We start from the raw sequence: 24,274 nt of genomic DNA, 5'->3' as shown, positions 1-24,274 counted from the left end.
ATTTTAACAATATTTGTAATTGAGCGCAATATTTTTATTCATTCCTAATTTTTTTTACTGATAAATCTTGCACGTTAATAGCAAAAATGCTCTATAAATATTGATTGTCGAAGCTTTTTCCATTCTTGTTTAGAAACATCTGCACGAGTTTTATTACCCGATGGATCGCGGATAGTCCAAATTGTATCTGCAATGCGATCCTCTTCGAGGGCTCCGCTAACGAGCGATCGCCCGTGAGAACCAGCATCGAAGTCCCAGAAGGCATCACCGACGCAATCTCCTGCTGTAGCAATCATTTCGCGATCGACTGTACGGCGAATAGCATTCCATTCGCGGATGTAGACAGGAGAATCGTCCGATCGCAATTTTCGACCTCCCAATTGAGGATTAACCTTGTAGAAAAACCAATCCGTAAGCCTATCTACGGCTTGAGTTAGTGATTCTAAATCCCGCGCTGTAGCAGTGTCTATATTTGCGCCGCCTAGCACAAGGGAAAAAGCCAACGCACACACCGCTGAAAACTTCGAGACTGAATTAATGGACGGTAATTTAATTAGCATAGTGATGCGATCGCCTTTCATAATCCACAATTAGAAATATACATATACTGTCGAATTGCTGACCATTCACTGATGCTAATTTTATCGCTTTTGGGAATTGGCTGTCCAGTCCGTTGAGGATGGCGACTGTAAAAAATTGTATCTGCAAGGCGATCGTAGGTTTGTTCGTAGGTTTCGCCGTTAATTGTGGTGAATTCCCATCCGATATCTCCTGGGCCCGGACTATTGCAGACTTCTTGGGCGGGCTTAACTCGCGGATCGATCGCCTCGCGCAATTTTTGCCATTCTGTTATGTAGTTGCGATCGCCCGTTTGCAGTTTACGATTGTTTAACTGAGGATTTACCTTGTAGAATAAAAAGTCTGTTAATCGATCGACGGCTTGTTCTCGCGATTCGGCTTTGGCTGGATTGGGGTTGAGGAGGAGAAGGGCGATCGTCAGAGCACAAACCATTGAAAATCTGGAGACGAGTTTAATTGACAGCGACTTGATTAGCATAGTGATTTGGCATTCATTCCTGATTCTATCCCAACCATCTTAACCAGCACTTACAAAGGGTGTCCAGAAACCGGGTTTTTATGGTAAAAAAATATTTTTTTACCGTCGGCAGATTCGGTAAAAACCCGGTTTATTTGGCGGAGTGCGTAGTTTATGTAGATACAATTCCGGGTGGATATTGTATATTTGAACAATATTTATAAGTGAAAGCGATATTTTGATTTATTCCTGAATTTCTGCTAATAACTGTTCCCCGAAAGGATGTTTTTGCAATTGCTCAAATGTAAAAATTCCTTTGCTGATTCCTTTCCGCCATAACCCAACATAATTTTTCCAACATAGGAGAAGATTAGGATGATTTTCCGGCAATTTGCTGCGAAGAATTTTCACTGCTTGCAAATACAGCGGTTCTGCTTCCGAGTATCTTCCTTGGGATTTATAAAGTTCGGCTAAATTGTTGAGGTCAATGGCTAAACTGGGGTGGTCTTTAGGGAGCGATAGCCTGTGTATTTCTAATGCTTGTAAATACAGAGGTTCCGCTTCGGAGTACCTTCCTTGAGATTTATAAAGAAAAGCTAAATTGTTGAGACCAGTTGCTAAACGAGGATTGTCTTCAGGGAGCAACGATCGCCTATGTATTTCTAATGCTTCCAAATATAGGGATTCCGCTTCCGAGTACCGTCCTTGGGAACGATAAAGTCCGGCTAAATTATTGATAGCAATAGCCCAACTCGCATGATCTTCTAAAAGTGAACGCCTGCCTATTTTTAACGCTTGCAAATACAATCTTTCGGCTTCCGAGTACCTTCCTTGAGATTTATAAACTAAAGCTAAATTATTGAGGCGTGTGGCCAAACTGGGATGGTCTTCTCCAAGCGCTCGCTTGTCTATTTCTACTGCTTGTAAATACAGCAATTCTGCTTCAGAGTACCTTCCTTGAGAACGATAAAGTCCGGCTAAATTATTGAGAGCAATTGCCAAGCTAAAATCGTATTGTGGGAGCGATCGCCTGTCTATTTCTAATGCTTCCAAATATAGTTTTTCCGCTTCCAAATATCTTCCTTGAAATTCATAAAATCTGGCTAGAGTGGTGAGGCGATCACCTAACCTTGGATGGTCTTCAGGGAGCGCTAGCCTGTCTACTTGTAATGCTTGTAAAAAAAGTGGTTCGGCTTCCGAGTACCTTCCTTGAGATTTATAAAATTTCGCGAGGTAACTCAAACTAACTGATAATTCCGCTTCCATATCTAAATCTTGTTGAAGCGATATCGCCTTTTTAAAATAATCGATCGTCAATTCATACTCTTTCTGAAAATTTTGGCACTCCCCAAACTCTATCCTTCTGTTATGAATCTTCCCCATACTAACATAAATACTTGCCAAACAGGGGTCTTGGAGTCCTTTTTCCTGTTCTGTTCGCGCGATTAAATCCGGCAAATCTTCCAGTGGAATCAAACTTGGCAGTTCACGATCGTCTTCAACTAACAATCGCAACGGTTCAAATTCCTCTTTCGTAATAGCCGCAGTTTTTTTAGTATCGAAGCGAAACACACCTTTCCGCCAACTCCAAAAATCAGGAGACTCATTGCTAATCAAAACTTCAATTTGTCGCGTCACCCACAACACAATCGAAAACGGAAAATCCCGCAATGCTTCGCGCGTCCATTGCAAATAGCCAAAAAACACTTCTTGTTCCGATCGACTTTCGCCAAATTGTTTAAAAAACCGCAGTTTCTCCACACCCGTCACGGTGATTACAGCTTTTCCCCCCTGTTGCAAATACGGTTCTTGTGCGACTAAATTGGCAATAGCCGATCGCAAACTCGGTTCACCTCTAGCCAATTCTACGCGATAGCGGCGGATATCCGGTTCGAGTTCTGCTTCATAATCGGAGATAATGCGATCGCGACAGTCGCTATCATCGCAAACAGCGATTAACAAATTGAGAATATCTTTACCCGCTTCAATTGACACGAGTAAATCATCATAATTATCTTGGTTTTGACTGTTGAGATTCGACATAATTGATTGTCATTTGTATCGAAGTCTCGATCCCCCTAAATCCCCCTTAAGGAGGGGGACTTTGATCGTACTCACTCTTGTCCCCCTATTAAGAAGGGGGACTTTGATCATACTTTGATCGTACTCACTCTTGTCCCCCCCTTCTTAAGGGGGGCTAGGGGGGATCGACTGTGGACTCACACATTATCTTAGTCTCGCGTTGCGCGGACTTCGTTTGTGTAGACGCGGTTTCAACCGCCGTTTCAACCGCAGATTATCAAAAAAGATTATCAACCCGGAAAATCATCTCGCTGCTTTAACAATTCTAGCACGATCGGATGAATATCATACCACAAAACAGCATTGCGATACTCCAAAACATACAACCCATGAAGCAAGTCCAAAAATTCTTTTGCTTTTGGATCGGCAGGTTTAAAATCCCTATAAGTTGCCATCAACATCTCATAATCAGTCGTTCCCAAACGAGTATCAAAATCAATCCGCAATTTATTAATCGCTTCCTCAAACACCTCGGCATTAATTTTCACCTCAGCTTCTGGATTCCGCCGCACCAACCGCAAACAAATGCGACAACATTCGTTAGCAATTCTAATCAATTCTCGCAATACTCCACCACTGTAAACGACAAGGCGATCGAGTATTTCTATTTCAATCAATTCGCTTCCCAAACGTTTAGCTAAAATCTCTTTCAATCTCGCCGCCGGTTCCGTCATGGGAATAGCATCAGCATTCCGGCTTTCCCCGCGCTTGAATAGCTTTGTGACTGGCATGAACACGATTTGATCGTTGGTTTCTGTTTCCACAGTAGCCGCCAAAGAGACATCTCGCAGCGCCGAAATCGGAGTTGTTAAAATCATCCTAAAATTTGGTAAAAACAGCGCCTTAATATGTTCTTGATAAATTTGGCGCACGACACCTAAATCCAATTTATCCAGGTCATCAATCACCACCATTATCGGTTTGTCAGCGCCAATTTCAACTACGGCTGCAATCTCGTTAATTGTCGCCACCAAATCAGAAACTTTGCGAATAAACTCTTGTTTAATTTCTTCGCGAATCGTCGCATCAGCTTTTAACTTGCCTTGAATCATCTTAAATAAGTTAAAACCCACCGATCCGCTGGCGCCCAATTCATCAATTTTTGTTTTAGTTTTAGTAGCAAACCAGTTATAAAATGATTCTTTAATTGATTGTTTAATGGGAATTTCCTGTTTTTCGGCGGCATCCATCAACTGAACTGCGATCGCAAACAAGATATTGATATGATTGACATCCGACATTTCGATCAAGTCGGAAATTGAGAAAAAGACCGTAAAATAGCGATCGTCCATTTGGCGGCAAAACTCAGCCAACAGCGTAGACTTACCGCAACCGCGATGTCCGCTGAAAATAATTTTACCGCTACCGGAAGGGTCATCTTCAACTAATTGCTCTAAGTTTTCGATCACTTCCGTCCCGTATTCTACGCGGAAGTTTGCCACTTCTTTCGGAGTTATCAGCGGCGATAACTCCATATTTGCATAGGCTGTCCGAAAAGATTCTAGTAATATTTTTGACATGGCACTCTGAGGCTATTATTTAATGTTATTCATGATTATAAACTGTCTAGCATCTAAATTGTAGATTTTGGGGCTGGTTCTCGTGCCCATCCCACAAGAGTTTTTTGACCCGGAGATCCCCCCTAGCCTCCCTTAACAAGGGGGGGACAAGATTACTCAAAGTCCCCCTTTTTAATGGGGATTTAGGGGGATCTGAATTTGAGGTGAAATGTTGAATATTTAATAGTTAATTCCTACTTCCAACCCAACCACCTTAACAAAGGCACAACTAAATAATGACTCACTCCCAAACAAAGCCCGATCGCACTTCCCAACAAACCAAAAAACACAATAGATCCCCAAACCTGCAACCAGCCGAAGGAAGCACCAGACGACAGTGACAAAATCCCGAAAAAACTCCCCGGAAAAATGTTCAAAACATTCAAAAACAGAAACATTCCCGTCGAACAAGCAGCCACCACCAAAGCATGAACTAACTGATGGCTGCGCAAACCCATTCCCACAGTCAAAGAGGCGATCGCAAAAGCCCCCAAAATAATCCCCTGCACGCCGCTAAAAGCAGTCGCTTCCATCCAGCACAAACCTGCCAATAAATAGCCCTGAGCACCCATCAATCCCGACAGCCAATACTGTTTTTGCTGGCGAAAACTCCCCGCATCCGTCAAACCTATCGCAGTGCCCCAGCCCGCAAAAGCAAACAATAGCACTTCCGGCCCGACGGCAAAACTCATATGAGGAATTAATTGGTGCAAACCTTCATTCAAAAAATTCGCAAATTCCGGGCCAATAGGCGAAGCATAGGCCAAAACCAAACCGCCGATCGCCCCTGCGCATCCACCAACCCCACCGAGCACCATTTCCCAGCCCGTATCCAGAGAAGCTACCACGATTTGGGCGATCGCGCCGAACACCAAAACTGTCAAACTCGCGGTTTTTTGCGCCGTCGCCACTACTACTTGCCGGCAAAATTCCACAATAGCTTGACTCGCCGGGGCTAACGCGATTTTGCCGTTACTCCTAGCATAAATATCCTGCAAACGCGATCGAACATCCGCAGCCGAAGCCGGACGCTGCTGTATATTCGATCGCACCATATCATCCAACAAATTCGCAAAAGCCGGACTCACAGACACAATGTGGCGCCACCGCAACTCCCCCGTCATCGGATCTTCAATTTCGGCCGGATACTTCCCCGTCAGCAAATGAATGCAAGTCCGCCCCAAAGCATAAAAATCCGTCGCCGGTACCACACCGCCGCCCACAATTTGTTCCGGCGGGCTGTACCCAGGCGAAATCAACCGCGTCGAGCTCGGAGAATCTTTCCCCGCCGGTTCGCCACCGCCCATCTGTTTAACTCCCCCAAAGTCGATCGCCACCAACTGCAAACCGCCCAAACCTTTGCTCAGTAAAATTTGTGGCGATTCTGGATCTCGCAGCATCAAATTGCTCGGTTTAATGTCGCGGTGAATAATCTGACACCTGTGCAACTCCTCCAGAATATCTACAGCTTGACTCAGCCAACTAAATACCCATTCCTGCGGACATCCCTGAGGGTGATCTTCAAGAATTTCTTCTAAAGTTTTGCCGTGAATCTTTTCCATTACCAAACAAGGCAAGCGCCTCGCTGTGGCATTTCTATCCCCGTTTCCAAAATTTTGGGTTTGCACGTGAAAATAACCGTCCGGCTCGACTCTCGGGACACCCGGGTGGCGCAAAATAGCCAAAACCCAAGCTTCTTGCTCGAACAGTTTCACCGCTTTCGGGGAAGTTTCGAGCAACAATTTCAGGACGCGCTCGGTTTCAGTTTCTGCGTCCCAAACTGTGTAGATGGCTGCAAAACCCCCGGTACCGAGGCCTTGTAGAGGTATGTAGCGATTTTTTAGCCGCAGCGGAGTCCCGCAACTCTGACAAAAATTGTTGCCCCAAGTCTGAGGGTAAGGCCTTGGGCAATCTGGATTGATGCAGTGGACGGCTTTTGAAGGGGGGTGAGGCACAACCAGAGTAAAGATGGGGCTAGATATCCATAGTAGACTTACGTGCAGCTAACGCAGAAACCCGGTTTTGAGCGAGGTTAAATTGCTGTAACGACGGATTTGGTCTGAGAAACCAGGTTTGCGGCACAAGTCCTGTCCATATTATGTGCTATGCTGCCGACTTTTGACTTATAGGTACGTAGTTGCACTTGGGCGCTCTTTCATATATGAAAGAGTGCCCAAGCGCAACTACGTACCTTTCGCGCTTCCAACCTCAGAAACCCGGTTTCTGTGTATATTTCTCGTTAATAAACGCCAATTTTTCGTAGAAACCCCGTTTCTAGCCCCCTTACGGGATTTGATATTTGGGATTTGAGATTTGAGATTGCTACAATCCTCTATTGCAGTTGAGATCGATCGCCCACCATCTCTGTAAGTATTTATAACTAATTTTTTCCTGCGTCCAACCCAAAATTTAATATCTAAAATTTAATCGATCTCCACCATAATTTTAAGTATTTATGACTAATTTTTTCTCCTTCTCCAATCTAAAATCTAAAATCTAAAATCTAAAATCTCATCGATCCCCAGCCCTTACCCCTGCATCCTTCGCTACTTTTGTTTTATAAGATATGTTACATAAAATTTCCTAATGTAAACATAAATAAACAATACTTATGATGATTAAAAGAATATTAAAATTTCAGCGCGCCACTTTATTGATATATTTCTAAGAGCCTGCGATCGGGCAAAAAAATTAAGCGAATACTAGGAAGCGAGATATGGCTTACGCGCAAACCCAAACTCAATCAAAGGCTGGGTATAAAGCCGGAGTTCAAGACTATAAACTAACGTATTACACACCGGACTACACGCCGAAAGATACAGATATTTTGGCAGCATTCCGCGTCACACCTCAGCCAGGAGTTCCCCCAGAAGAAGCTGGAGCTGCTGTGGCCGCTGAATCTTCCACCGGTACATGGACAACTGTGTGGACTGACCTCCTGACCGACCTCGACCGCTACAAAGGTCGCTGCTACGACATCGAGCCAGTTCCCGGCGAAGACAACCAATACATCTGCTTCATCGCTTATCCTTTGGATTTGTTTGAAGAAGGTTCCGTCACCAACCTGCTGACCTCTTTGGTCGGTAACGTGTTCGGTTTCAAAGCTCTGCGCGCTCTCCGTTTGGAAGACTTGCGGATTCCCATTGCTTACCTGAAAACATTCCAAGGCCCTCCTCACGGTATTACCGTTGAGCGCGACAAATTGAACAAGTACGGCCGTCCTTTGCTGGGTTGTACAATTAAGCCCAAATTGGGTCTGTCTGCTAAGAACTACGGCCGCGCCGTTTACGAAGTTCTACGCGGCGGTTTGGACTTCACCAAAGACGACGAAAACATCAACTCGCAACCGTTCATGCGCTGGCGCGATCGCTTCCTGTTCGTTCAAGAAGCTATTGAAAAAGCCCAAGCAGAAACTGGCGAAGTTAAGGGTCACTACCTCAACGTAACCGCCCCTACCTGCGAAGAAATGATGGAGCGGGCTGAGTTCGCTAAGGAAATCAAAACCCCCATCATCATGCACGACTACCTGACCGGTGGTTTCACTGCAAACACAACCTTGGCCAAATGGTGCCGCCGCAACGGTATTCTGTTGCACATTCACCGCGCCATGCACGCCGTGATCGATCGTCAAAAAAATCACGGTATCCACTTCCGCGTGCTTGCCAAGTGCTTGCGGATGTCCGGCGGCGACCACCTGCACTCCGGTACAGTTGTGGGCAAACTCGAAGGCGAAAAAGGCATCACGATGGGCTTCGTAGACTTGATGCGCGAAGACCACATCGAAGAAGATCGCAGCCGCGGTATTTACTTCACCCAAGATTGGGCCTCCATGCCCGGTGTCATGCCGGTTGCTTCTGGCGGTATCCACATCTGGCACATGCCAGCTTTGGTGGAAATCTTCGGCGACGACTCCTGCTTGCAGTTCGGCGGCGGCACCTTGGGCCACCCTTGGGGTAACGCACCTGGTGCAGCAGCTAACCGCGTTGCTTTGGAAGCTTGCGTCCAAGCTCGCAACGAAGGCCGCAACTTGATGCGCGAAGGCGGAGACATCATTCGCGAAGCTTGCAAATGGAGCCCTGAACTGGCTGTTGCTTGCGAACTCTGGAAAGAAATCAAGTTTGAGTTCGAGGCAATGGATACCCTTTAAGGATTTTTGGTTGGAGATTTTAGGTTTTAGGTCGCAAACTTGCTGTTAAGTCTTTATCTTTGAAGAAGATTTACAAGTAAGTTTGCATCCAAAATCTAAAATCCAATACCTAAAATTTGAGGGAGCTGGGGTCAAATGGATCTCAAACAAGTTGCGAAAGACACCGCTAAGGTGCTGGCAAGTTACCTAACCTATCAATCCGTGCGGATTGTGGTCGCTCAGTTGAGCGAAACCAATCCTCCTCTGGCAATCTGGCTGAATGACTTTTCTACTAAGGGCAAAATCCAAGATGGAGAAGCTTACATTGAGGAACTGCTGAGGGAAAATCAAGACTTAGGATTTCGGATCATGACTGTGCGAGAGTATCTGGCTCACGATGTGACGGAATTTTTGCCAGAAATGGTTTGTACTGGCATTCAACAGGCGAATATGGAACACAGACGCCAGCATTTAGAGCGAATTACGCAACTTAATTGGTCTGTTTCTAGCAGCAATCCTGAAGCATCAATAGATTCTGAACCGAATCTGGATAATTTGTCGAGTTAATCGATCGCCCGAAAGCGCGATCGAACACACACCTTAGAGATACACAAAATGAAGACTTTAGCTAAAGAGCGTCGTTACGAAACTCTGTCATATTTGCCCCCGCTGACAGATGCCCAAATTGCCAAGCAACTGCAATACATCTTGGATCAAGGCTACATTCCCGGCGTAGAATTCAACGAAACCTCTGCCGCTGAAATGCGCTACTGGACATTGTGGAAGTTGCCTTTGTTTGGTGCTCGCAGCGTCCAAGAAATCATGGCTGAAGTTCAAGCTTGCCGCTCTGAAAATCCCACCTGCTACATCCGCGTCATGGGTTTTGACAACGTGAAGCAGTGCCAAGTGCTCAGCTTCATCGTGCACAAGCCTAACACCAGAGGCTACTAAGCTTTAACAGCTCTATTTTGTAGAGAAAAGTTAGCTAAAAATTGAGGTAGGGAATTCTCCCCGCCTCATTTTTTTGTGCAGAAGACTCGGCGGTTGAAACCGCGTCTATACATACAAAAGCCGCTTCCGCCGTTTCAAGATTGGATTGTTAGAGCTTGCAAATAGCTTTGAGCACTTGCAGTAACACAACTGAAGATTCTGGTTCCATCAAACTCAGAAATGGCATTAATTGATAGGTGGGCGGATTTCCACGACGGATATTGACAAACTGATAAAACTCTCCGCTAGTTGCAAGTCCCCAGACTGACTCCTGATATTCTAAACTTTTATAGGCATAAGTTAGCAGTTGGGGCAAACCAGCACGGGGAGCAATCAGACTGTTCTTAGATTCTATTACTAAAATCCAAAATTGTATATCAGTCGCGATTTGTTTCTCTTTATTGATTGCTAAGATGTCAAGCCTGCCTGTAATCGTTGTGTCTTCATCTTCTATAGTAATATTAGCAATATTTTCTTCCAGACTCATCTTTAAAGGCGATCGGTAAAAGCCAGCCAATCGCATCAAAGGAAAGGTAGTTAGAGCTTGTACCAACCCTTCTGAGACTCTTTCAAAAGAGAGGTATTCGCGAAAATCGTTGCGGATTTGCACGAGTTCTAGCTGTTCAAACTCGGTGAGTGGTTCTAAGGACAAAAAGCTTGGGTAGGTGTCGTTGTTAAAGAGTTGTTGAAACTTCAAAAAATCACTAACTTCATTGAGCGTGAGGTTTTTGGCATTAATAACTGTCATAACTTTAAAACCAATCAAGTCTCTATTGAAATTATAACATATGCACAAAACTAGGTTCGTAGTAAGGACTTCAGTCCGTCTATCTTCTGCTTTAAGGACTAAAATATTGACTGCGAACCTCATCTATTTGCTCTATTAAAAATCTGTCAACTATTTCAAAACTTTAAGGACTAAAGTCCTTACTATGAACCTAATCTATTTGCTCCATTACAACTCCGTCAACTATTTCATAAGTTTAAGGACTGAAGTCCTTACTACGAACCTAATCTATTTGCTCTATTAAAAATCTGTCAACTATTTCACAATTTTAAGGACTGAAGTCCTTACTACGAACCTAATCTATTTCCTCCATTACAACTCCGTCAACTATTTCACAATTTTAAGGACTGAAGTCCTTACTACGAACCTAATCTATTTGCTCTATTAAAAATCTGTTAACTATTTCACAATTTTAAGGACTGAAGTCCTTACTACGAACCTAATCTATTTGCTCCATTACAACTCCGTCAACTATTTCACAATTTTAAGGACTGAAGTCCTTACTACGAACCTAATCTATTTGCTCCATTACAACTCCGTCAACTATTTCGTAACCCCAACTAGAATGCTTAGCTGCAAGTTGTTTCGCCATGTCATATTCGCCCAAGGTGCAAAGTTCTGTTAACTGCTGAAAACCTAAACTTTTTTCCCGCTGCAATCTTTCCTGACGCAGCTTTTCTCTTTCTGCATCTGAAGGATTTGGGCGCTCACTTCCCAGCGGATTGATATCGCTAATTCGTTTCATGTTAGCCTCATTAAAAAGGGATAGATTCTACGATTTCACCGTCAACTATTTCATAGCCCCATTCTGGATTAGCAGCTATTTGTTTTTCAACGATACTTCGACCTAGAGAAGTTTGGTAAGCTTTTTGCAAAAAGGAAATACTCGGGATTTCGTCGGTAGTTGGTGGCTGTTGTTGTTCGAGCTTTGGCGGTTCTGCGATTGGTTCAGATGTGGATTGATTCAGGGCTAATTGCGGCGCGATCGCCCCTAATTTCTGCATCACGCTTTCTTTGGTAATTTGCGGTTTTTCATTGAAAGAAGAGGGCAAATATGCGTTTTGCACGCCTTGGTTTTTGGCTTTGAGCGCATCGTCCGCAATACGATCGCACTTTCGCAAAAAACCCTCCCACAAATCCTTACCCAAAACCGGATTTCTCAAATCAGCGCGGGCTTTAGATACCGCTGCTTCCAGCGGTTCGCCTTTGTGCACGTAATACTGAATTCGCTCCTCCTCAAACGCCGGATAAGGCACTTCCGGCTCAATTTCCCACTCCCGCTTAACTTTCTGACTTTCTCCTAAAGGAATTCCGGCGATAAACTCGTCCCAAAAAGTCGAAGTTAAGCCCTTTGTCATGCTGTCAATAATTTTAAAAGCCCATCCCGAAGGATTGCCAAACCATAAGTTATGCTGTCTGGCATATTCTTCTAAAGCTCGCTGAAAGTTATGCAGTTCTTCTTGGGAATTCCAAGGCCCGCTAAATCTGTAATTTGGATTGACTGCAACCGCTATTTGCTGGCGCGGTTGCCCGAAATATTTGTCGGTTTTAACTTCATGATTTTGGGGGGAAGTTGCCGCAACTATTTCTACAGGGGGATTGTTGTTTTCGCGGATTGTTTCTGTTATAATATCAGCCGGATTAGTGGCAAACAAGTTATTAAGTTTTTCCTCGAAAGCGTCAATGTCCGCCCAGAGTTCGAGAGTGTTGGGATTTGTGGATTTTTCCTTCAGGAGCGATCGCACTTTCAGCAATTTGATCGCAAGTTCCTGTTCTTCGCGATTTAAACCTGTAGCTTTTTCAATTTCGCCGCTGTTAGTTTTTACCCATTCGGCGGATTTCGACTGTTGTGCTTGCCATTGCAATAATTGACACAGAAAAATGCTAGCAGTGACTCCGCCAGTAATTTTGCCTAGTGTGGGATAGTAGATGGCGGGATTTCCGAGATTTCCTAAAAATATTCCTATTTTCATGTTTTATATTCCTAATTCCCTTGAATCGTAGGGTGCGCACTGCGCACCTTACCTTCTAATTCCCTTGAATCGTAGCACCTTACCTTCTAATTCCCTTAAATTGTAGGGTGCGCACTGCGCACCTTACCTTCTAATTCCCTTAAATTGTAGGGTGCGCACTGCGCACCTTACCTAACATTAGAGTGTGCCAAATAACACCTTACTTCGACAAAACTAGCATTAAAAAACTTAAGATTTTCTTTAAGCTTCTATCTATTCCTGACTGAATGGAGATTCTAGAGGAAAGACGGGGATCGCATATGCGATCGCCTGATTGACAGAACAGAGTTAAACGTAATAATAAATTATTTACCGTACATTTCCCCCCAAAATGAATCCAGAACGCCAAGAGGCTTATTTGAACTTGATCGAGCGAGTGCTTACCTGTCCCAACGGCCAAGAACCAGAGGTTTTAAGTTCCTGTTCCGATTTAATAGATGCGGGATTTGTGCAAATGCTAATCCAGATATCAGCTTCCATGGCCCGGGAAGGTGACGAAGATACTGCTAATTTTTTAGTGCAACTTGCTCGCTTGCTTGGGAAATCTTTGGGTTTGTCGCCGGATGTCGTTCCTGCTAGCTACAGCAGCCCACAGCGGTAGATAAAAGTACCCATGACGTAGCTATGCCGAGAGAGTCGCCTCGTTGTATCATGATTTTGGGAAATCGGGGCGATCTTAACTCCATCGATAGCTTTACAATTGATATTCAAGAGGCTCGCAAAAATCATTTACCCCAGTTTTAAATACATAAATAATCACCGATGTCACCAAAATCTGCGGGCAAGTTTTGGCAGCAACTAAATCTCTAAATGCTGCATTCAATTGTCCGTTTATCAAGTCTTCTTTTACCTCAGATTTACAAATAGCAACGCGGCATCTTTTTGCCAATCCGTCCAACCAGTTTTCAGAAATATTCGGCTCTTGTCCAGCTTGAATTGCTAGAGAAATCGCTGCATCTTCGATGTTGCCTTCACAATCTTCGATTTCGTCTAGGGCTTTGAGGGCTGCGGGATATTCCGCTAATTGCGATCGAAATTGGGCAATTTCTTGTGAGGTAATAATCACCATAAGATTTTCCTGTGTTTCCGCCTCGCGGACTTAAGTTTAGCAGTTAAAGTTGGTATTATAGCATTTTTTGCTTGAGGTTGGGATTTGGCGATCGAACATAATTAAATTTGCAACTGATTTTTGGTACTTCGCAATAGCTCGCCTGGAGGTTAAATCCTCATCTCAAAGCGGAAGTCCGCGCGATGAAGACTGATGTTAAAATTGATTAGTTTCCTCTGTAATTGCGAAGTTCGTGAATCAATCGCACACATTAGGCGATAAATCTGTTATTGACAAAAAAGAGACTGAATATCAAGACTGCAACCACTTCATAAACTTATCCGTCGCAGTACCGATAGACTCTCCCACCTGTTTCTTCAAACGCCACCGCCCAAACGCTTGTTCGTAATCTTCCCCTTCATTTTGATAAACATTCCAAGCATTCAGCGACAATCCCAATCCCCAGGTTAGTAAAATGAACAGCGACCAAGAAAGCTCGTGCGATCCTGCTAGATTAAACAAAACTAAAAAAGTATTGACAATGCCGTACTTTGTCAAGTTTTTCCGCAATTTACCCCGACGGTAAGAGTTAAAAACCAGTTTTTCTTGAGATTCGCCTCTAGTGGTCAACCATTGCTGTTCCGCCGCGATAATATCCTGTTCGGAAATGCCCAATTCCGCCCCAATCTCGAAAAGCTGCACTCGGGAAAGTTCGCCGTCATCTTGTCGCCGGGCGATCGCAAGCTGTAAAATACCTTGGGCATCCTCAGCACCGTAAATTTGATTTATTTGGCTGTCATTTGTTGCCATAACAAGTTTCCTATAATTCCTGATATCCTTTCTATGATAGAGACAAGCGCTGTTAAACGGTAGGTAGGGACAGTGGCGGATTTCAACACCCGGAAAATGCGGACTAAAGTCCTCACTACAAACCTTTATTCTAACCCAAAGTATACATCCAGCCGTCCCTGGCGCAAATCTTCACCAGCCCCTCCCAAACTACAGGTGTCGCCTCAAACGACAAACCCGGTTTAAATCTCCCCGATTCTTTTACCTTCAAACGGTAAAACTCGCCTTTAGCATTTTTCAAAGCATTCTTATCCCCCGATTTTGCCCGTTCCCACTTCAACTCAAACAAATAAACACCATTATATCCCGCACTAATCAGTTTATTCCCATCAGTAAAAATCGGAGTCGAAATCGAAGAACCAATCTCCTTTTTAAACACGATTACCGGAGTATCGTAAGACTGATTTCGCCAAGGCACAGCATTTTTTTTCCCTGTAATCGTATCTTGGGAACCGATGTACAAATTGCCGTCGATCGCATTTGTGGCAAATAGCGCTGGAAACCCCCCAGGATTGTACTCATCATTCAGCGCCACCGAACCGATTATCCCGCCTTCCCAGCCAGAAAGCCGGCGATTTCCGGTAGGTAAAAACCATTCGACGCTGGCATTCGGTTCTTTGTTGGGATTTAGTTTGAGGACTCCACCGTTACCTGCAATGTATTGTTTTTCGATCGCACAAAACAGTTTCCCCGATTTAGAAATTACAGCACTTCCATCAATATCTGAACCAGTATAGAAATCCCATACTATCTTTTTGGTTTTAATACTGATACCATAAATATGTCCAGAACCCGCAGCTATAAATAATCTATCTTTGAGCCGAGACGGAGATGATTCTGCTACCAAGTTACCGCCGTGCTTGCTGATATCTCCCGACGCATAAAGCTGCACTTCCGACAAGATTTGCGGTTGCTTAATTCCTTGTTTAACTTTAGCTTTGCTGGCCGAACTATTGATAAAATAGCCGATCGCATTTTCCCCCGCATTGAACAACACGCCATCGCCCAGATACAAAGCGCTGCTGTCGTTATCCTGGCTGTAGCTGGGCGTTCTCCTGATGTCCAACTTCCACAGTTCCTTGCCGGTTCTAAAAGATATTGCCCGAAAACTCGGGACAACATTTTTGCCACCACCACCGCTGCGGCTGCCTTGCAAAATCACAATTCTGTTTTCAGCGCTGGCTGTTTTGTCGATATAAATTGTTGAAGTTCCTTTAATTATATCATCAAATTCATAGCGCCAAACTTCTTTATTAGTCGCCATGTCTATTTTGTGCAAATAGTGGTCGAAAGAACCTATAATTAAATAAGTTTTATCCCGGTCTCTAGTAATTGTTGGCTGTCCTGTCCAACCGGCACCACTCCAAACTTGAGATTGCCTTCCCAGAAAAGTCCGGCCGCTTCCTAGCTCAAATTTGTTGATTAACTTCAAGCCTTTGGGGACACCTCTACCGTAAAACCTGCGCTGGTCATTTCCCAAAAAAGTCGGCACGAATAATTCTACTTCTTGGACTACTTTTTTAGTCGGAACTTTCTTACTATTGCTTTTTAATACCGCTTGGTTTGATGGTTCGGCTTGGTTTGATGGTTCAGCTTGGCACTGTTTGAGAATAGCGGGAGGAACTGCCGCAGTCAGTAAAAATTGTCCAAGCCGTTGATTGAAGGTTCTCCGAGATGATAAACTCATTGTGGCTCTCAATAATCAATCATCATATTAAAACATGATTGAGTAGGTCGGCATGAATAAATTTAACGAGAGTGCGTCTAAATAATTTTTTAGGGGGTATTGCCCGTGTCTACCATGCCGTCTTTCAGCCGCAGATAATTGTTAAATAACTAACAAGCAATAACTCATAACTCATTACTAAAAAAAGTAAATTTCGGATTTGCTTGTTTGGCCAACCGAATATAAAATATCATCACAATATTATTAAAACTAGAGCTGCGATAAAATTATCTCAAGTAGCAGGTTTACCTTCTGGGATACTCAACGATATCGATGGTATTTCAACTAATGCTGGCGTCATATTTGTACAAATGGAAACTAATTAGTTTACAGAGGGTTTACTAATTTTGCTATCTTTTTTTAACATGAATTGATAAAATATTCCAAACAAAATTACCCCTATCATTCCCACAACTAAAGAACCTTCACCATCATGCCAATATTTAAATAAATCTAGGCGCTTATGTGCAACTAACAATGCCATTGCAGCCACTCTAAAAGCATTGACAATATAACCGCAAGCGATAGCGAAACCTATTGCCAAAGCTTTATTTTGCTTGGTAGGAAACATCACCAAACAAACTACGGATAAACCTAATAAGTAATTCATTGCCTCCAGACCCGAACATCCCCCATATACCAAGACTCTTCCTGTTGGTAAACTAACGTAGTTACCCTCACGCATTACATCAAATCCTAAATACCACAAAATAACATGAGCCGACTTAGCAGTAAAACTGGCAATAAACTCAGACAAAGGTGCTGTAATTGCACTGGGAACGCCATGAAAAAATAGTATTACTAATTCACGCCAATATTTTTTTAAATCCTGAAAACCTACCGCAATTATGCCCAAGCCTAAACCAGACAAAAAAGGTGCAACTCTTAAGAATGGATCTAATTTATTGGAAACCATGGCACTTTTAAATAAAATAAAAGCTATTAATATGGTTCCGGCAACTAGAGATAATAGATCTCTTTTTCCTCCGCTTTGTTTGAGAATATTCTGCTTATCCCAAAGTATGGAACCCACAGCCAACCAAAAAACTAGACTCATATAAAAATGTGCCCTATCCCCCATTTTCCAAAGGAGTGTCATGTTCAGGGTTATTAAACCTGTGGCGATAACGATTAGCCAAAAAAGTTTTCTGTTGAACATTTTGATATTAGTTATTAGTTGAGAGATTAGATGGTGTCATTTAAATAATACCCAGATAATAGGAAAGCTGGTTTCTTGATGAAACCAGATTTTGAGAGAGATCTAAAAGTAATTATTTTGGGGTCAAGCCCTGATGCAAAACCCCTGAAAATGATGGTTGTCTATTCAGCTTTTTGAGCCTGAGCGCGTTGCTTTTTGAACATGGCGCCAAAACCAACGGCGGCTCCTGCAGCAAGCATGGTTAAAGGTTCGGGAGTATTTTCAGTGTTGCCGCTGCTGCTGATGAAACTATCGCTTGCACCATTTGGCAACGCTTGAACGTGCAAACCTAATTTTAAGGCACCGCTATTTAAGGCGGCAACTACGTTATTATAATTACCGCTAAAGCTCAATCCCAGAGCTTCGCCACCTTGGACGCCCCATTTATTACCAGCACCATTGTTACTTGAGAAGGCATAGTCTGTGGTGAAGCCATTACCACCTTGAGGGAGCCGATCGCCAGAAGCACCACCAGTAAAGGCTACGTCACCAGTGTTGCCAACGTTAGCCGAGGGAGCAGACAGATAGCCATTATCATCAAAGAAAACTTTACTAATAAACATAGTAGAGGCTGCGGCATTGCCCGAGTTGGCAATCTTAAAAAAAACTGATGAGGCATCTCCTGTTACGTCAAATGTAAAGCTATCTTTATAGGCGTCTCCCACTGTATCGCCACCCACGATATTACCAAACGTGAAAGCGGAGGCAGGTGCAGCGGACAAAGCACTAAGAGCAGCGACACTGGCAACAGATACAATGGACTGAACAAATGTTAATGGGAATTTCATGATTAATACCTTAGATTTGCAATTTTGCTGGACTTATGTTTGTTTATTTCACATCTTTAATCTAAACCGAAGCACAGGTAAATGCAATAGTTTTTGATAAAGTTTTGATGAAGTTTTTGGCGATGAAGATTCTCCGAAAAATTACCCAGATTGTCGGTATCGATGGCCATACTTAGGGGTTTTCTCTTACGCACGTAGATTTTGATTTTAACAGCAGCAACGGCTGCAATCAGCAAAAAACACAGTGTAACCTATGTTGATTGAAGGTTATCCGACACGCTCGACTCATTTTCAACCCAGATAACTTAGCTATCAGACAATATCCTTGGGATAATACCGCTGCGGAAGTAAAAGTCGGTGAAACACAGATATGGAGATTGCTGCGCTGTTCGCTCCGGTCAGCAATGATACGCAAAACCGTTAATCCAAGCATATTGAGTTATAATTTAAAAAGAGGGCGAGTGACCAGGATGCAAGTAAAACATCTGGCGCTAAACTGCTAGAGAAGTAACAAGCGCAGTCAGCACGAGTTAAATTATCTTTGATTATGGTCAACCGTCTTGCTCAATCCCAAAGCCTTTACCTGCGGAAACACGCGGAAAATCCGATCGACTGGTGGCCCTGGTGCGATGAAGCGTTAGAAACGGCCCGCAGCCAAAATAAACCGATTTTCCTGTCGATCGGCTACTCTAGCTGCCACTGGTGTACCGTGATGGAAGGGGAAGCGTTTTCCGATCGCGCGATCGCCGAATACATGAATTCGCAGTTTGTACCGATAAAAGTCGATCGCGAAGAACGCCCGGACATCGACAGCATATATATGCAAGCTTTGCAAATGATGACGGGCCAAGGCGGTTGGCCGCTCAACGTTTTTCTCACTCCCGACGAGCGAATTCCCTTCTATGGCGGCACTTATTTCCCCGTAACTCCGCGCTACGGACGCCCCGGATTTTTAGAAGTGTTGCAATCAATTCGCCGCTTTTACTACACAGAAAAGCGCAAATTGCAAGCTTTCAAAGGAGAAATTTTAGACAACCTCCATCAGTCGGTACTGCTGACAGCAGCAACCGCAGAATTAAATCGCGAAATCTTCCAAAAAGGCTTAGAACTCAATACCGGAATTATTGCCGGCAGTAACCCCGGGCCCAGTTTTCCAATGATGCCCTATGCTGAGCTAGCACTGCGGGGAACGCGCTTTAATTTTGATGCAAAATATGACAGCAAACAAGTCTGCACTCAACGCGGCTTAGACTTAGCCTTGGGCGGCATTTACGACCACGTTGCGGGGGGATTTCACCGCTACACGGTTGACGCGACTTGGACTGTGCCGCACTTTGAAAAAATGCTCTACGATAACGGTCAAATTGTTGAGTATTTAGCGAATTTGTGGAGTGCGGGGATTGAAGAGCCTGCTTTTGCAAGTGCGATCGCGCGGACAGTAGAATGGTAGAAGCGAGAAATGACCGCGCCGAGTGGTTATTTCTACGCTGCACAGGATGCCGACAGTTTTACCCCCCCAACCCCCCCTTACCAAGGGGGGGCAACGGGGGGGTCTGAACCGGAAGAAGGAGCGTTTTATGTTTGGACTTACACCGAACTACAAACGCTGTTAACTGTCCAGGAATTTGCGGAAATCCAAGAACAGTTTGACGTGAGTCGCAGCGGCAATTTTGAAGGCAAAAATGTATTGCAGCGCCGGCATCCGGGAAAACTCAGCGAAACGGTAGAAATGGCTTTAGCTAAACTTTTTGCTGTGCGCTACGGCGGCAGTCCAGATACTGTGGAAATCTTTCCGCCAGCCCGCAACAATCAGGAAGCTAAAAACGACAGTTGGCCGGGGAGAATTCCCGCAGTTACTGACACGAAAATGATTGCTGCTTGGAATAGCTTAATGATTTCGGGTTTGGCGCGGGCGGCGGCTGTTTTTGGAAATTTTGAGTATTTGGAATTGGCTGTGAAAGCTGCTAATTTTATTTTAGACAATCAGTGGATTGACGGGCGGTTTCAGCGGCTGAATTATGACGGACAATCGGCGGTGGCGGCGCAGTCGGAAGATTATGCTTTGTTTGTGAAAGCTTTGTTGGATTTGCATCAAGGGAGTTTGATGTTAGGAAACGCGGAAGCAGCACAGCAGTTACCAAGTTCTCAGTTTTGGTTGGAGAAAGCTGTGCGGGTACAAGATGAGTTTGATGAGTTTTTGTGGAGCGTGGAATTGGGCGGGTATTACAATACTGCTAAGGATGCTAGCGGGGATTTGTTGGTGCGGGAACGCAGTTATACTGACAATGCTACTCCGGCGGCGAATGGAGTTGCGATCGCCTCTTTGGTTCGTTTGGCGCTGCTGGGCCAAAATTTAGAATATCTCGATCGCGCCCAACAAGCTTTGCAGGCTTTCAGCAGTATTGTCCGAGATAGTCCCCAAGCTTGTCCCAGTCTGCTTTCGGCTTTGGATTGGTATCACCATTCTACCCTGGTTCGCACTTCGCCAGACCAGATTTCTGGGTTGATTTCGCGGTATTCTCCGACTGCTGTCTGTCAGATTGAGACTGATTTGCCTGAAGGTGTTATCGGGTTAGTTTGTGAGTGTTTGACTTGCAAAGAACCTGCGAAAAATCTAGAGATGCTGTTGGCAGAAATTCTGCACAGTCAAACGCGGGTATAGAAGGAGAAGGACTGAAGTCCGAACGATCAAACCTTTAGAGGAGAAAGACTGAACTCCTTACTACAAATCTTTAGAGGAGAAGGACTGAAGTCCGAACGATCAAACCTTTAGAGAAGCAGAAGGACTGAAGTCCGAACGATCAAACTGGTTCGTAGTAAGGACTTTAGTCCTTTCAATGTTAGCCCTCAATTTGCCAAAATCTTGACTAAATCTTCTATCGTCACCCCGACAGCATGGGCGATTAACACCTGCAATTGACAACAGCCCGGACGTGCGATCGCCTTCGAGGGTAAAAATTGTATAGAAAAAAAACTTGACATCAGCCAACGATAGAAAGTAAAAATAAATAACAGCAATCACTAAAAAGAGGCTTTATGTTTGATTCGCGATCGGCGATCGACAAGTATGACATTGATAAGTTGCTATCTCCTACAACAATTTTGGCTAAAAGACATCCGGTAAAATACGGAGAATAGATGTTTTTTTTGAACTTTGTTCCGCAATCTAAAATTCGCAATTCTTGAATCTAAAATCTAAAATCTAAAATCTAAAATGGCAACAGCTATTCTCGACCTGGAAATCTCCCAACTACCGCCAGAAATAGCGGTTGAGGAGCGTTACAGCAAAGCCTTGGTTTTAATTAGACTGCACGGAAAACCGATCGGTCAAGCGACATTGCCTGCAGTCGGAGGTCGCATAGACGGCTCCCAATTGCGGGAAACTCTCATGAATGCAGTGGGCGATAACCTTTGGAAAAATTGGCTCTACGATGCCCTAGAATGGGACGAACGCGGCCCTGTGCAGGCAATGCCCGCAGCCACTGTAGCGGTTTGCACGCGCGATCGCCCGGAAGATTTGCAGCGCGCTCTTGAAGCGTTTATGCGGCTGCCCGATGACGGTCAGGAATACTTGGTAATTGACAATTGTCCCGCCACGGAGGCGAGCAGGGAATTGGTCGAAAATTACCCAAAAGTCCGCTACGTGCGCGAGGACGTACCGGGCTCCAGCGCTGCCCGCAACCGAGCTTTACGCGAAGCTAAACACGATTTCGTTGCGTTTACAGATGACGATGCCGTGCCAGATCCGAATTGGTTGCGATCGCTCTTGCAAAATTTTAGCGATCCGCGCGTGATGTGCGTGACGGGGCTGGTGATGCCCTTGGAACTCGAAACCAAAGCACAAGAATGGTTCGAGCGCTATAGCCCCCACGGGCGCGGCTTTTATCGGCAAGTTTTTGATGGGGCGCGCTGCAATCCTCTGGTTGTGGCTCCGGTGGGTGTTTCGGCGAGTATGGCTTTGCGTAAAAGCGCGATCGACTCGATCGGCCTGTTTGACGAAGCTTTGGGGGCGGGGACGCCGACTGTCGGGGGCGAAGACTGCGAATTGTTTGCCCGCATTTTGCGATCGGGCTACCGCATTGTCTACGAACCGAGAGCCTTGAGTTGGCACCGCCACCGGCGCACCTGGGAAGAATTGGAAAAAACGCTGCACGGCTACGGCATCGGAGTCTATGCTTTTTGGACTCGGATGTTTGTCATCAACCGAGAATTTAGTGTGCCTCTATTAGCTTGGGGATGGCTGCGACAAAAACAAATTCCTGAATTAGTTGCTTCTTTGCGAAAGCAGCCGGAGTCGGTTCCGAGCGATTTGCTGTTAGCTCAATTGCGGGGCTGTGTTAAGGGCCCGATGGCTTATTTTGCTTCTCGCAAAGGGTTGCAGGAAGTTAAGGAAGAAGTCAGCAGTCAGTAGTCAGTAGTCAGTAGTCAGTAGTCAGTAGTCATTAGTCAGTAGTCAGTAGTCATTAGTAAGATGAGCATCTCAATGAATTTAAAAACCATTTTTTATAAATGCTGTCCCGCTCGCTTGCGGATACATAAGTGATGTCCCCGCTCGCTTGCGGATACATAAGTGCCAGGGGACACCACTAATACAACAGCCAAACTGAGATGAGCGCAAATTAAAAAGTAAGAGGGACAAAGTAAGAGGAAAAAGTGTTTTAAAGTTAAATCACCAACTACCAATTACCAATTACCAATTACCAATTACCAATTACCAATCAAATCTAATATGAATAGAGAAAATCCAACTGTTAGCGTAATTATTCCCAGTCACAATCGAAGTTCTTCGCTGCGGCGCGCTCTTGATGCTTTGCAGTCTCAGACTTATCCGATCGACCTCATGGAAGTTACAGTAGTCGCAGATAACTGCATTGACGATACTTTGGCAATGCTACAAGACTACAAAGCTCCGTTTAAGCTGCACGCGATCGAGGTAAATTGCCGGAGTGCAGCAATTGCTCGCAATACGGGCGCGGCTTCGGCTAGCGGAGAATTGCTGCTGTTTCTGGATGACGATATCGAAGCAATGCCGCCCTTGGTGGAAAGCCACGTTCGCACTCACCAAGAACGTCCTGGCTCTGCTGTTATGGGCCCTTACCCGCCCAAGTTGCAAGGGAGCACTAGATATTTTGATGTGGAAGTGCGGGCTTGGTGGGAAGAAAAATTTTACCAGATGAGCCGCCCCCATCACAGGTTTGAGTACCAAGATTTGCTCAGCGGCAATCTTTCTCTGGATGCAAAACTGTTTGCTCGTCTCGATGGCTTCGATTCGGCTTTCGGAAACTGCGGCGGGGAAGATTACGAGTTTGGGGTGCGCTTGTTGAAAGCTGATGTACCTTTTGCGATGGCTGCGGGCGCTGTGGGCTATCATTACGAACACGAAACTAACAATCTCGATCGCTCTTTTCGCCGAGCTCGTCAAGAAGGGCGATCGGATGTTTCGATCGGTCACAGACACCCGGAACTCAGACCCCTACTGCACATCAAAGACTACGAAATTCCTTATTCTTTAGCCGATAAAATTTTGTCTGCCGTGGCGTTTGTCTGGCCTGCGGGGGTGGATTTGCTGGCGGCGGTACTGAGAAAATCTCTGGATGTTCTCGAAAGTTTGGGGATGCGGACAACTTGGCGGTGGCTGCGGGGGAAATTGCGCGGTTATTGGTATTTCCGGGGGGTGATTGATGAGTTGAAAACTCGATCGGCAATTTCGAGTTTTATGCAAGGTGGGCCGGCCCGCGCCGATTTGAGCGATCGCGAAATTGAGATCGATTTGCAGCAAGGTTGGGAAGCAGCAGAAAGGTCGATCGACGCTGAACGGCCCGATGGCATTTATCTGTTTTACGGCGAACTTCCCGTCGGCCACGTTCCTCCCAAATTCGGTGTCGAGCCGCTGCGGGGCGTCCACCTGCGTTCAATTTTGGCAAATCTCGTGTCGGATGAATTGCTAATTGCGATCGCGGTTAACGGTATGCCAAAAACTACTGAAACTGCTCTCGAAAACCCTCTAATTGCTTTGGAAAATAATTATGAGTTGGCAGTTAAATAATTAATTGCTAATGGGTAATGGGTAATG

At 44.8% G+C, this 24,274-nt stretch carries 20 protein-coding genes and 1 pseudogene; 7 read left to right on the top strand and 14 right to left on the bottom strand.

The window, feature by feature from the left end:
• Positions 1–74: 74 nt before the first annotated feature.
• From JGK39_RS01985 to JGK39_RS01965, 5 genes are all read right to left on the bottom strand, one after another.
• On the bottom strand, positions 75–560 hold the full coding sequence (locus tag JGK39_RS01985) for a hypothetical protein (protein ID WP_293295591.1): 486 nt from the start codon (positions 558–560) through the stop codon (positions 75–77).
• A 17-nt stretch (positions 561–577) separates the two neighbouring features.
• Complete coding sequence (locus JGK39_RS01980; protein ID WP_293302395.1) at positions 578–1,057, bottom strand: hypothetical protein; 480 nt, start codon at positions 1,055–1,057, stop codon at positions 578–580.
• A 222-nt stretch (positions 1,058–1,279) separates the two neighbouring features.
• Complete coding sequence (locus JGK39_RS01975; RefSeq protein WP_293295588.1) at positions 1,280–3,079, bottom strand: tetratricopeptide repeat protein; 1,800 nt, start codon at positions 3,077–3,079, stop codon at positions 1,280–1,282.
• A gap of 269 nt (positions 3,080–3,348) precedes the next feature.
• Positions 3,349–4,638, bottom strand: coding sequence for an ATP-binding protein (locus tag JGK39_RS01970; RefSeq protein WP_293295586.1), 1,290 nt, complete (start codon positions 4,636–4,638; stop codon positions 3,349–3,351).
• Positions 4,639–4,871: 233 nt separating this feature from the next.
• Complete coding sequence (locus JGK39_RS01965) at positions 4,872–6,632, bottom strand: serine/threonine-protein kinase (RefSeq protein WP_293295584.1); 1,761 nt, start codon at positions 6,630–6,632, stop codon at positions 4,872–4,874.
• Positions 6,633–7,393: 761 nt separating this feature from the next.
• Between JGK39_RS01965 and JGK39_RS01960 the strand changes: the two genes are divergently transcribed.
• The 3 genes from JGK39_RS01960 to JGK39_RS01950 all read left to right on the top strand — a co-directional run bounded on the left by JGK39_RS01960 (position 7,394) and on the right by JGK39_RS01950 (position 9,754).
• The gene (locus JGK39_RS01960) at positions 7,394–8,824 is read left to right on the top strand and encodes a form I ribulose bisphosphate carboxylase large subunit (protein ID WP_293295583.1); all 1,431 of its coding nucleotides are present in this window, start codon (positions 7,394–7,396) and stop codon (positions 8,822–8,824) included.
• 135 nt (positions 8,825–8,959) lie between these two features.
• Positions 8,960–9,370: a chaperonin family protein RbcX gene (locus tag JGK39_RS01955; protein WP_293295582.1), complete on the top strand. Its 411-nt coding sequence runs from the start codon at positions 8,960–8,962 to the stop codon at positions 9,368–9,370.
• A gap of 48 nt (positions 9,371–9,418) precedes the next feature.
• Positions 9,419–9,754: a ribulose bisphosphate carboxylase small subunit gene (locus tag JGK39_RS01950; RefSeq protein WP_293295580.1), complete on the top strand. Its 336-nt coding sequence runs from the start codon at positions 9,419–9,421 to the stop codon at positions 9,752–9,754.
• Positions 9,755–9,902: 148 nt separating this feature from the next.
• Here the strand turns inward: JGK39_RS01950 and JGK39_RS01945 are convergent, their stop codons facing one another.
• The 3 genes from JGK39_RS01945 to JGK39_RS01935 all read right to left on the bottom strand — a co-directional run bounded on the left by JGK39_RS01945 (position 9,903) and on the right by JGK39_RS01935 (position 12,553).
• Complete coding sequence (locus tag JGK39_RS01945) at positions 9,903–10,541, bottom strand: restriction endonuclease subunit R (protein ID WP_293295579.1); 639 nt, start codon at positions 10,539–10,541, stop codon at positions 9,903–9,905.
• Between the two features lie 550 nt (positions 10,542–11,091).
• On the bottom strand, positions 11,092–11,325 hold the full coding sequence (locus JGK39_RS01940; protein WP_293295577.1) for a hypothetical protein: 234 nt from the start codon (positions 11,323–11,325) through the stop codon (positions 11,092–11,094).
• Positions 11,326–11,335: 10 nt separating this feature from the next.
• A complete protein-coding gene (locus JGK39_RS01935) occupies positions 11,336–12,553 on the bottom strand; it encodes a hypothetical protein (RefSeq protein WP_293295575.1) in 1,218 nt (405 codons plus the stop codon).
• A gap of 370 nt (positions 12,554–12,923) precedes the next feature.
• Between JGK39_RS01935 and JGK39_RS01930 the strand changes: the two genes are divergently transcribed.
• Positions 12,924–13,193: a hypothetical protein gene (locus tag JGK39_RS01930; protein ID WP_293295573.1), complete on the top strand. Its 270-nt coding sequence runs from the start codon at positions 12,924–12,926 to the stop codon at positions 13,191–13,193.
• 93 nt (positions 13,194–13,286) lie between these two features.
• Here JGK39_RS01930 and JGK39_RS01925 read toward each other — a convergent pair whose 3' ends face one another.
• The 5 genes from JGK39_RS01925 to JGK39_RS01905 form a co-directional block, all read right to left on the bottom strand.
• Positions 13,287–13,661, bottom strand: coding sequence for a hypothetical protein (locus tag JGK39_RS01925; RefSeq protein WP_293295571.1), 375 nt, complete (start codon positions 13,659–13,661; stop codon positions 13,287–13,289).
• 291 nt (positions 13,662–13,952) lie between these two features.
• Complete coding sequence (locus JGK39_RS01920) at positions 13,953–14,450, bottom strand: 2TM domain-containing protein (RefSeq protein ID WP_293295570.1); 498 nt, start codon at positions 14,448–14,450, stop codon at positions 13,953–13,955.
• 130 nt (positions 14,451–14,580) lie between these two features.
• Positions 14,581–16,176, bottom strand: a complete 1,596-nt coding sequence (locus JGK39_RS01915) for a PQQ-binding-like beta-propeller repeat protein (RefSeq protein WP_293295568.1) — start codon at positions 16,174–16,176, stop codon at positions 14,581–14,583.
• Positions 16,177–16,537: 361 nt separating this feature from the next.
• Positions 16,538–17,374, bottom strand: coding sequence for a cyanoexosortase A (gene crtA, locus JGK39_RS01910; RefSeq protein ID WP_293247159.1), 837 nt, complete (start codon positions 17,372–17,374; stop codon positions 16,538–16,540).
• A gap of 161 nt (positions 17,375–17,535) precedes the next feature.
• A complete protein-coding gene (locus tag JGK39_RS01905; RefSeq protein WP_293247156.1) occupies positions 17,536–18,201 on the bottom strand; it encodes a PEP-CTERM sorting domain-containing protein in 666 nt (221 codons plus the stop codon).
• Between the two features lie 547 nt (positions 18,202–18,748).
• Here JGK39_RS01905 and JGK39_RS01900 point away from each other — a divergent pair.
• A pseudogene (locus JGK39_RS01900) lies at positions 18,749–20,863 on the top strand (thioredoxin domain-containing protein).
• Positions 20,864–21,048: 185 nt separating this feature from the next.
• On the opposite strand, the gene JGK39_RS01895 reads toward JGK39_RS01900, so the two are convergent.
• A complete protein-coding gene (locus JGK39_RS01895; protein ID WP_293247150.1) occupies positions 21,049–21,183 on the bottom strand; it encodes a hypothetical protein in 135 nt (44 codons plus the stop codon).
• A gap of 232 nt (positions 21,184–21,415) precedes the next feature.
• Here JGK39_RS01895 and JGK39_RS01890 point away from each other — a divergent pair, with 232 nt between their 5' ends.
• A complete protein-coding gene (locus JGK39_RS01890) occupies positions 21,416–22,612 on the top strand; it encodes a glycosyltransferase (RefSeq protein WP_293247147.1) in 1,197 nt (398 codons plus the stop codon).
• Between the two features lie 318 nt (positions 22,613–22,930).
• A complete protein-coding gene (locus tag JGK39_RS01885; RefSeq protein WP_293247144.1) occupies positions 22,931–24,247 on the top strand; it encodes a glycosyltransferase in 1,317 nt (438 codons plus the stop codon).
• Positions 24,248–24,274 lie beyond the last annotated feature (27 nt).

This window comes from Microcoleus sp. PH2017_12_PCY_D_A (assembly GCF_020738565.1).
GTDB lineage: Bacteria > Cyanobacteriota > Cyanobacteriia > Cyanobacteriales > Microcoleaceae > Microcoleus.
This window is presented reverse-complemented; position numbering and strand designations above follow the sequence as displayed.

Excerpts from the sequence above, each read along its gene's own strand:
- JGK39_RS01915 (WP_293295568.1), bottom strand. The coding sequence starts at position 16,176 with ATGAGTTTATCATCTCGGAGAACCTTCAATCAACGGCTTGGACAATTT.
- JGK39_RS01885 (WP_293247144.1), top strand. The coding sequence starts at position 22,931 with ATGAATAGAGAAAATCCAACTGTTAGCGTAATTATTCCCAGTCACAAT.
- JGK39_RS01895 (WP_293247150.1), bottom strand. The coding sequence starts at position 21,183 with ATGTCAAGTTTTTTTTCTATACAATTTTTACCCTCGAAGGCGATCGCA.
- JGK39_RS01905 (WP_293247156.1), bottom strand. The coding sequence starts at position 18,201 with ATGAAATTCCCATTAACATTTGTTCAGTCCATTGTATCTGTTGCCAGT.
- JGK39_RS01935 (WP_293295575.1), bottom strand. The coding sequence starts at position 12,553 with ATGAAAATAGGAATATTTTTAGGAAATCTCGGAAATCCCGCCATCTAC.
- JGK39_RS01920 (WP_293295570.1), bottom strand. The coding sequence starts at position 14,450 with ATGGCAACAAATGACAGCCAAATAAATCAAATTTACGGTGCTGAGGAT.
- JGK39_RS01890 (WP_293247147.1), top strand. The coding sequence starts at position 21,416 with ATGGCAACAGCTATTCTCGACCTGGAAATCTCCCAACTACCGCCAGAA.
- JGK39_RS01940 (WP_293295577.1), bottom strand. The coding sequence starts at position 11,325 with ATGAAACGAATTAGCGATATCAATCCGCTGGGAAGTGAGCGCCCAAAT.
- JGK39_RS01955 (WP_293295582.1), top strand. The coding sequence starts at position 8,960 with ATGGATCTCAAACAAGTTGCGAAAGACACCGCTAAGGTGCTGGCAAGT.
- JGK39_RS01980 (WP_293302395.1), bottom strand. The coding sequence starts at position 1,057 with ATGCTAATCAAGTCGCTGTCAATTAAACTCGTCTCCAGATTTTCAATG.
- JGK39_RS01945 (WP_293295579.1), bottom strand. The coding sequence starts at position 10,541 with ATGACAGTTATTAATGCCAAAAACCTCACGCTCAATGAAGTTAGTGAT.
- JGK39_RS01975 (WP_293295588.1), bottom strand. The coding sequence starts at position 3,079 with ATGTCGAATCTCAACAGTCAAAACCAAGATAATTATGATGATTTACTC.
- JGK39_RS01985 (WP_293295591.1), bottom strand. The coding sequence starts at position 560 with ATGCTAATTAAATTACCGTCCATTAATTCAGTCTCGAAGTTTTCAGCG.
- JGK39_RS01970 (WP_293295586.1), bottom strand. The coding sequence starts at position 4,638 with ATGTCAAAAATATTACTAGAATCTTTTCGGACAGCCTATGCAAATATG.
- crtA (WP_293247159.1), bottom strand. The coding sequence starts at position 17,374 with ATGTTCAACAGAAAACTTTTTTGGCTAATCGTTATCGCCACAGGTTTA.
- JGK39_RS01950 (WP_293295580.1), top strand. The coding sequence starts at position 9,419 with ATGAAGACTTTAGCTAAAGAGCGTCGTTACGAAACTCTGTCATATTTG.
- JGK39_RS01925 (WP_293295571.1), bottom strand. The coding sequence starts at position 13,661 with ATGGTGATTATTACCTCACAAGAAATTGCCCAATTTCGATCGCAATTA.
- JGK39_RS01960 (WP_293295583.1), top strand. The coding sequence starts at position 7,394 with ATGGCTTACGCGCAAACCCAAACTCAATCAAAGGCTGGGTATAAAGCC.
- JGK39_RS01930 (WP_293295573.1), top strand. The coding sequence starts at position 12,924 with ATGAATCCAGAACGCCAAGAGGCTTATTTGAACTTGATCGAGCGAGTG.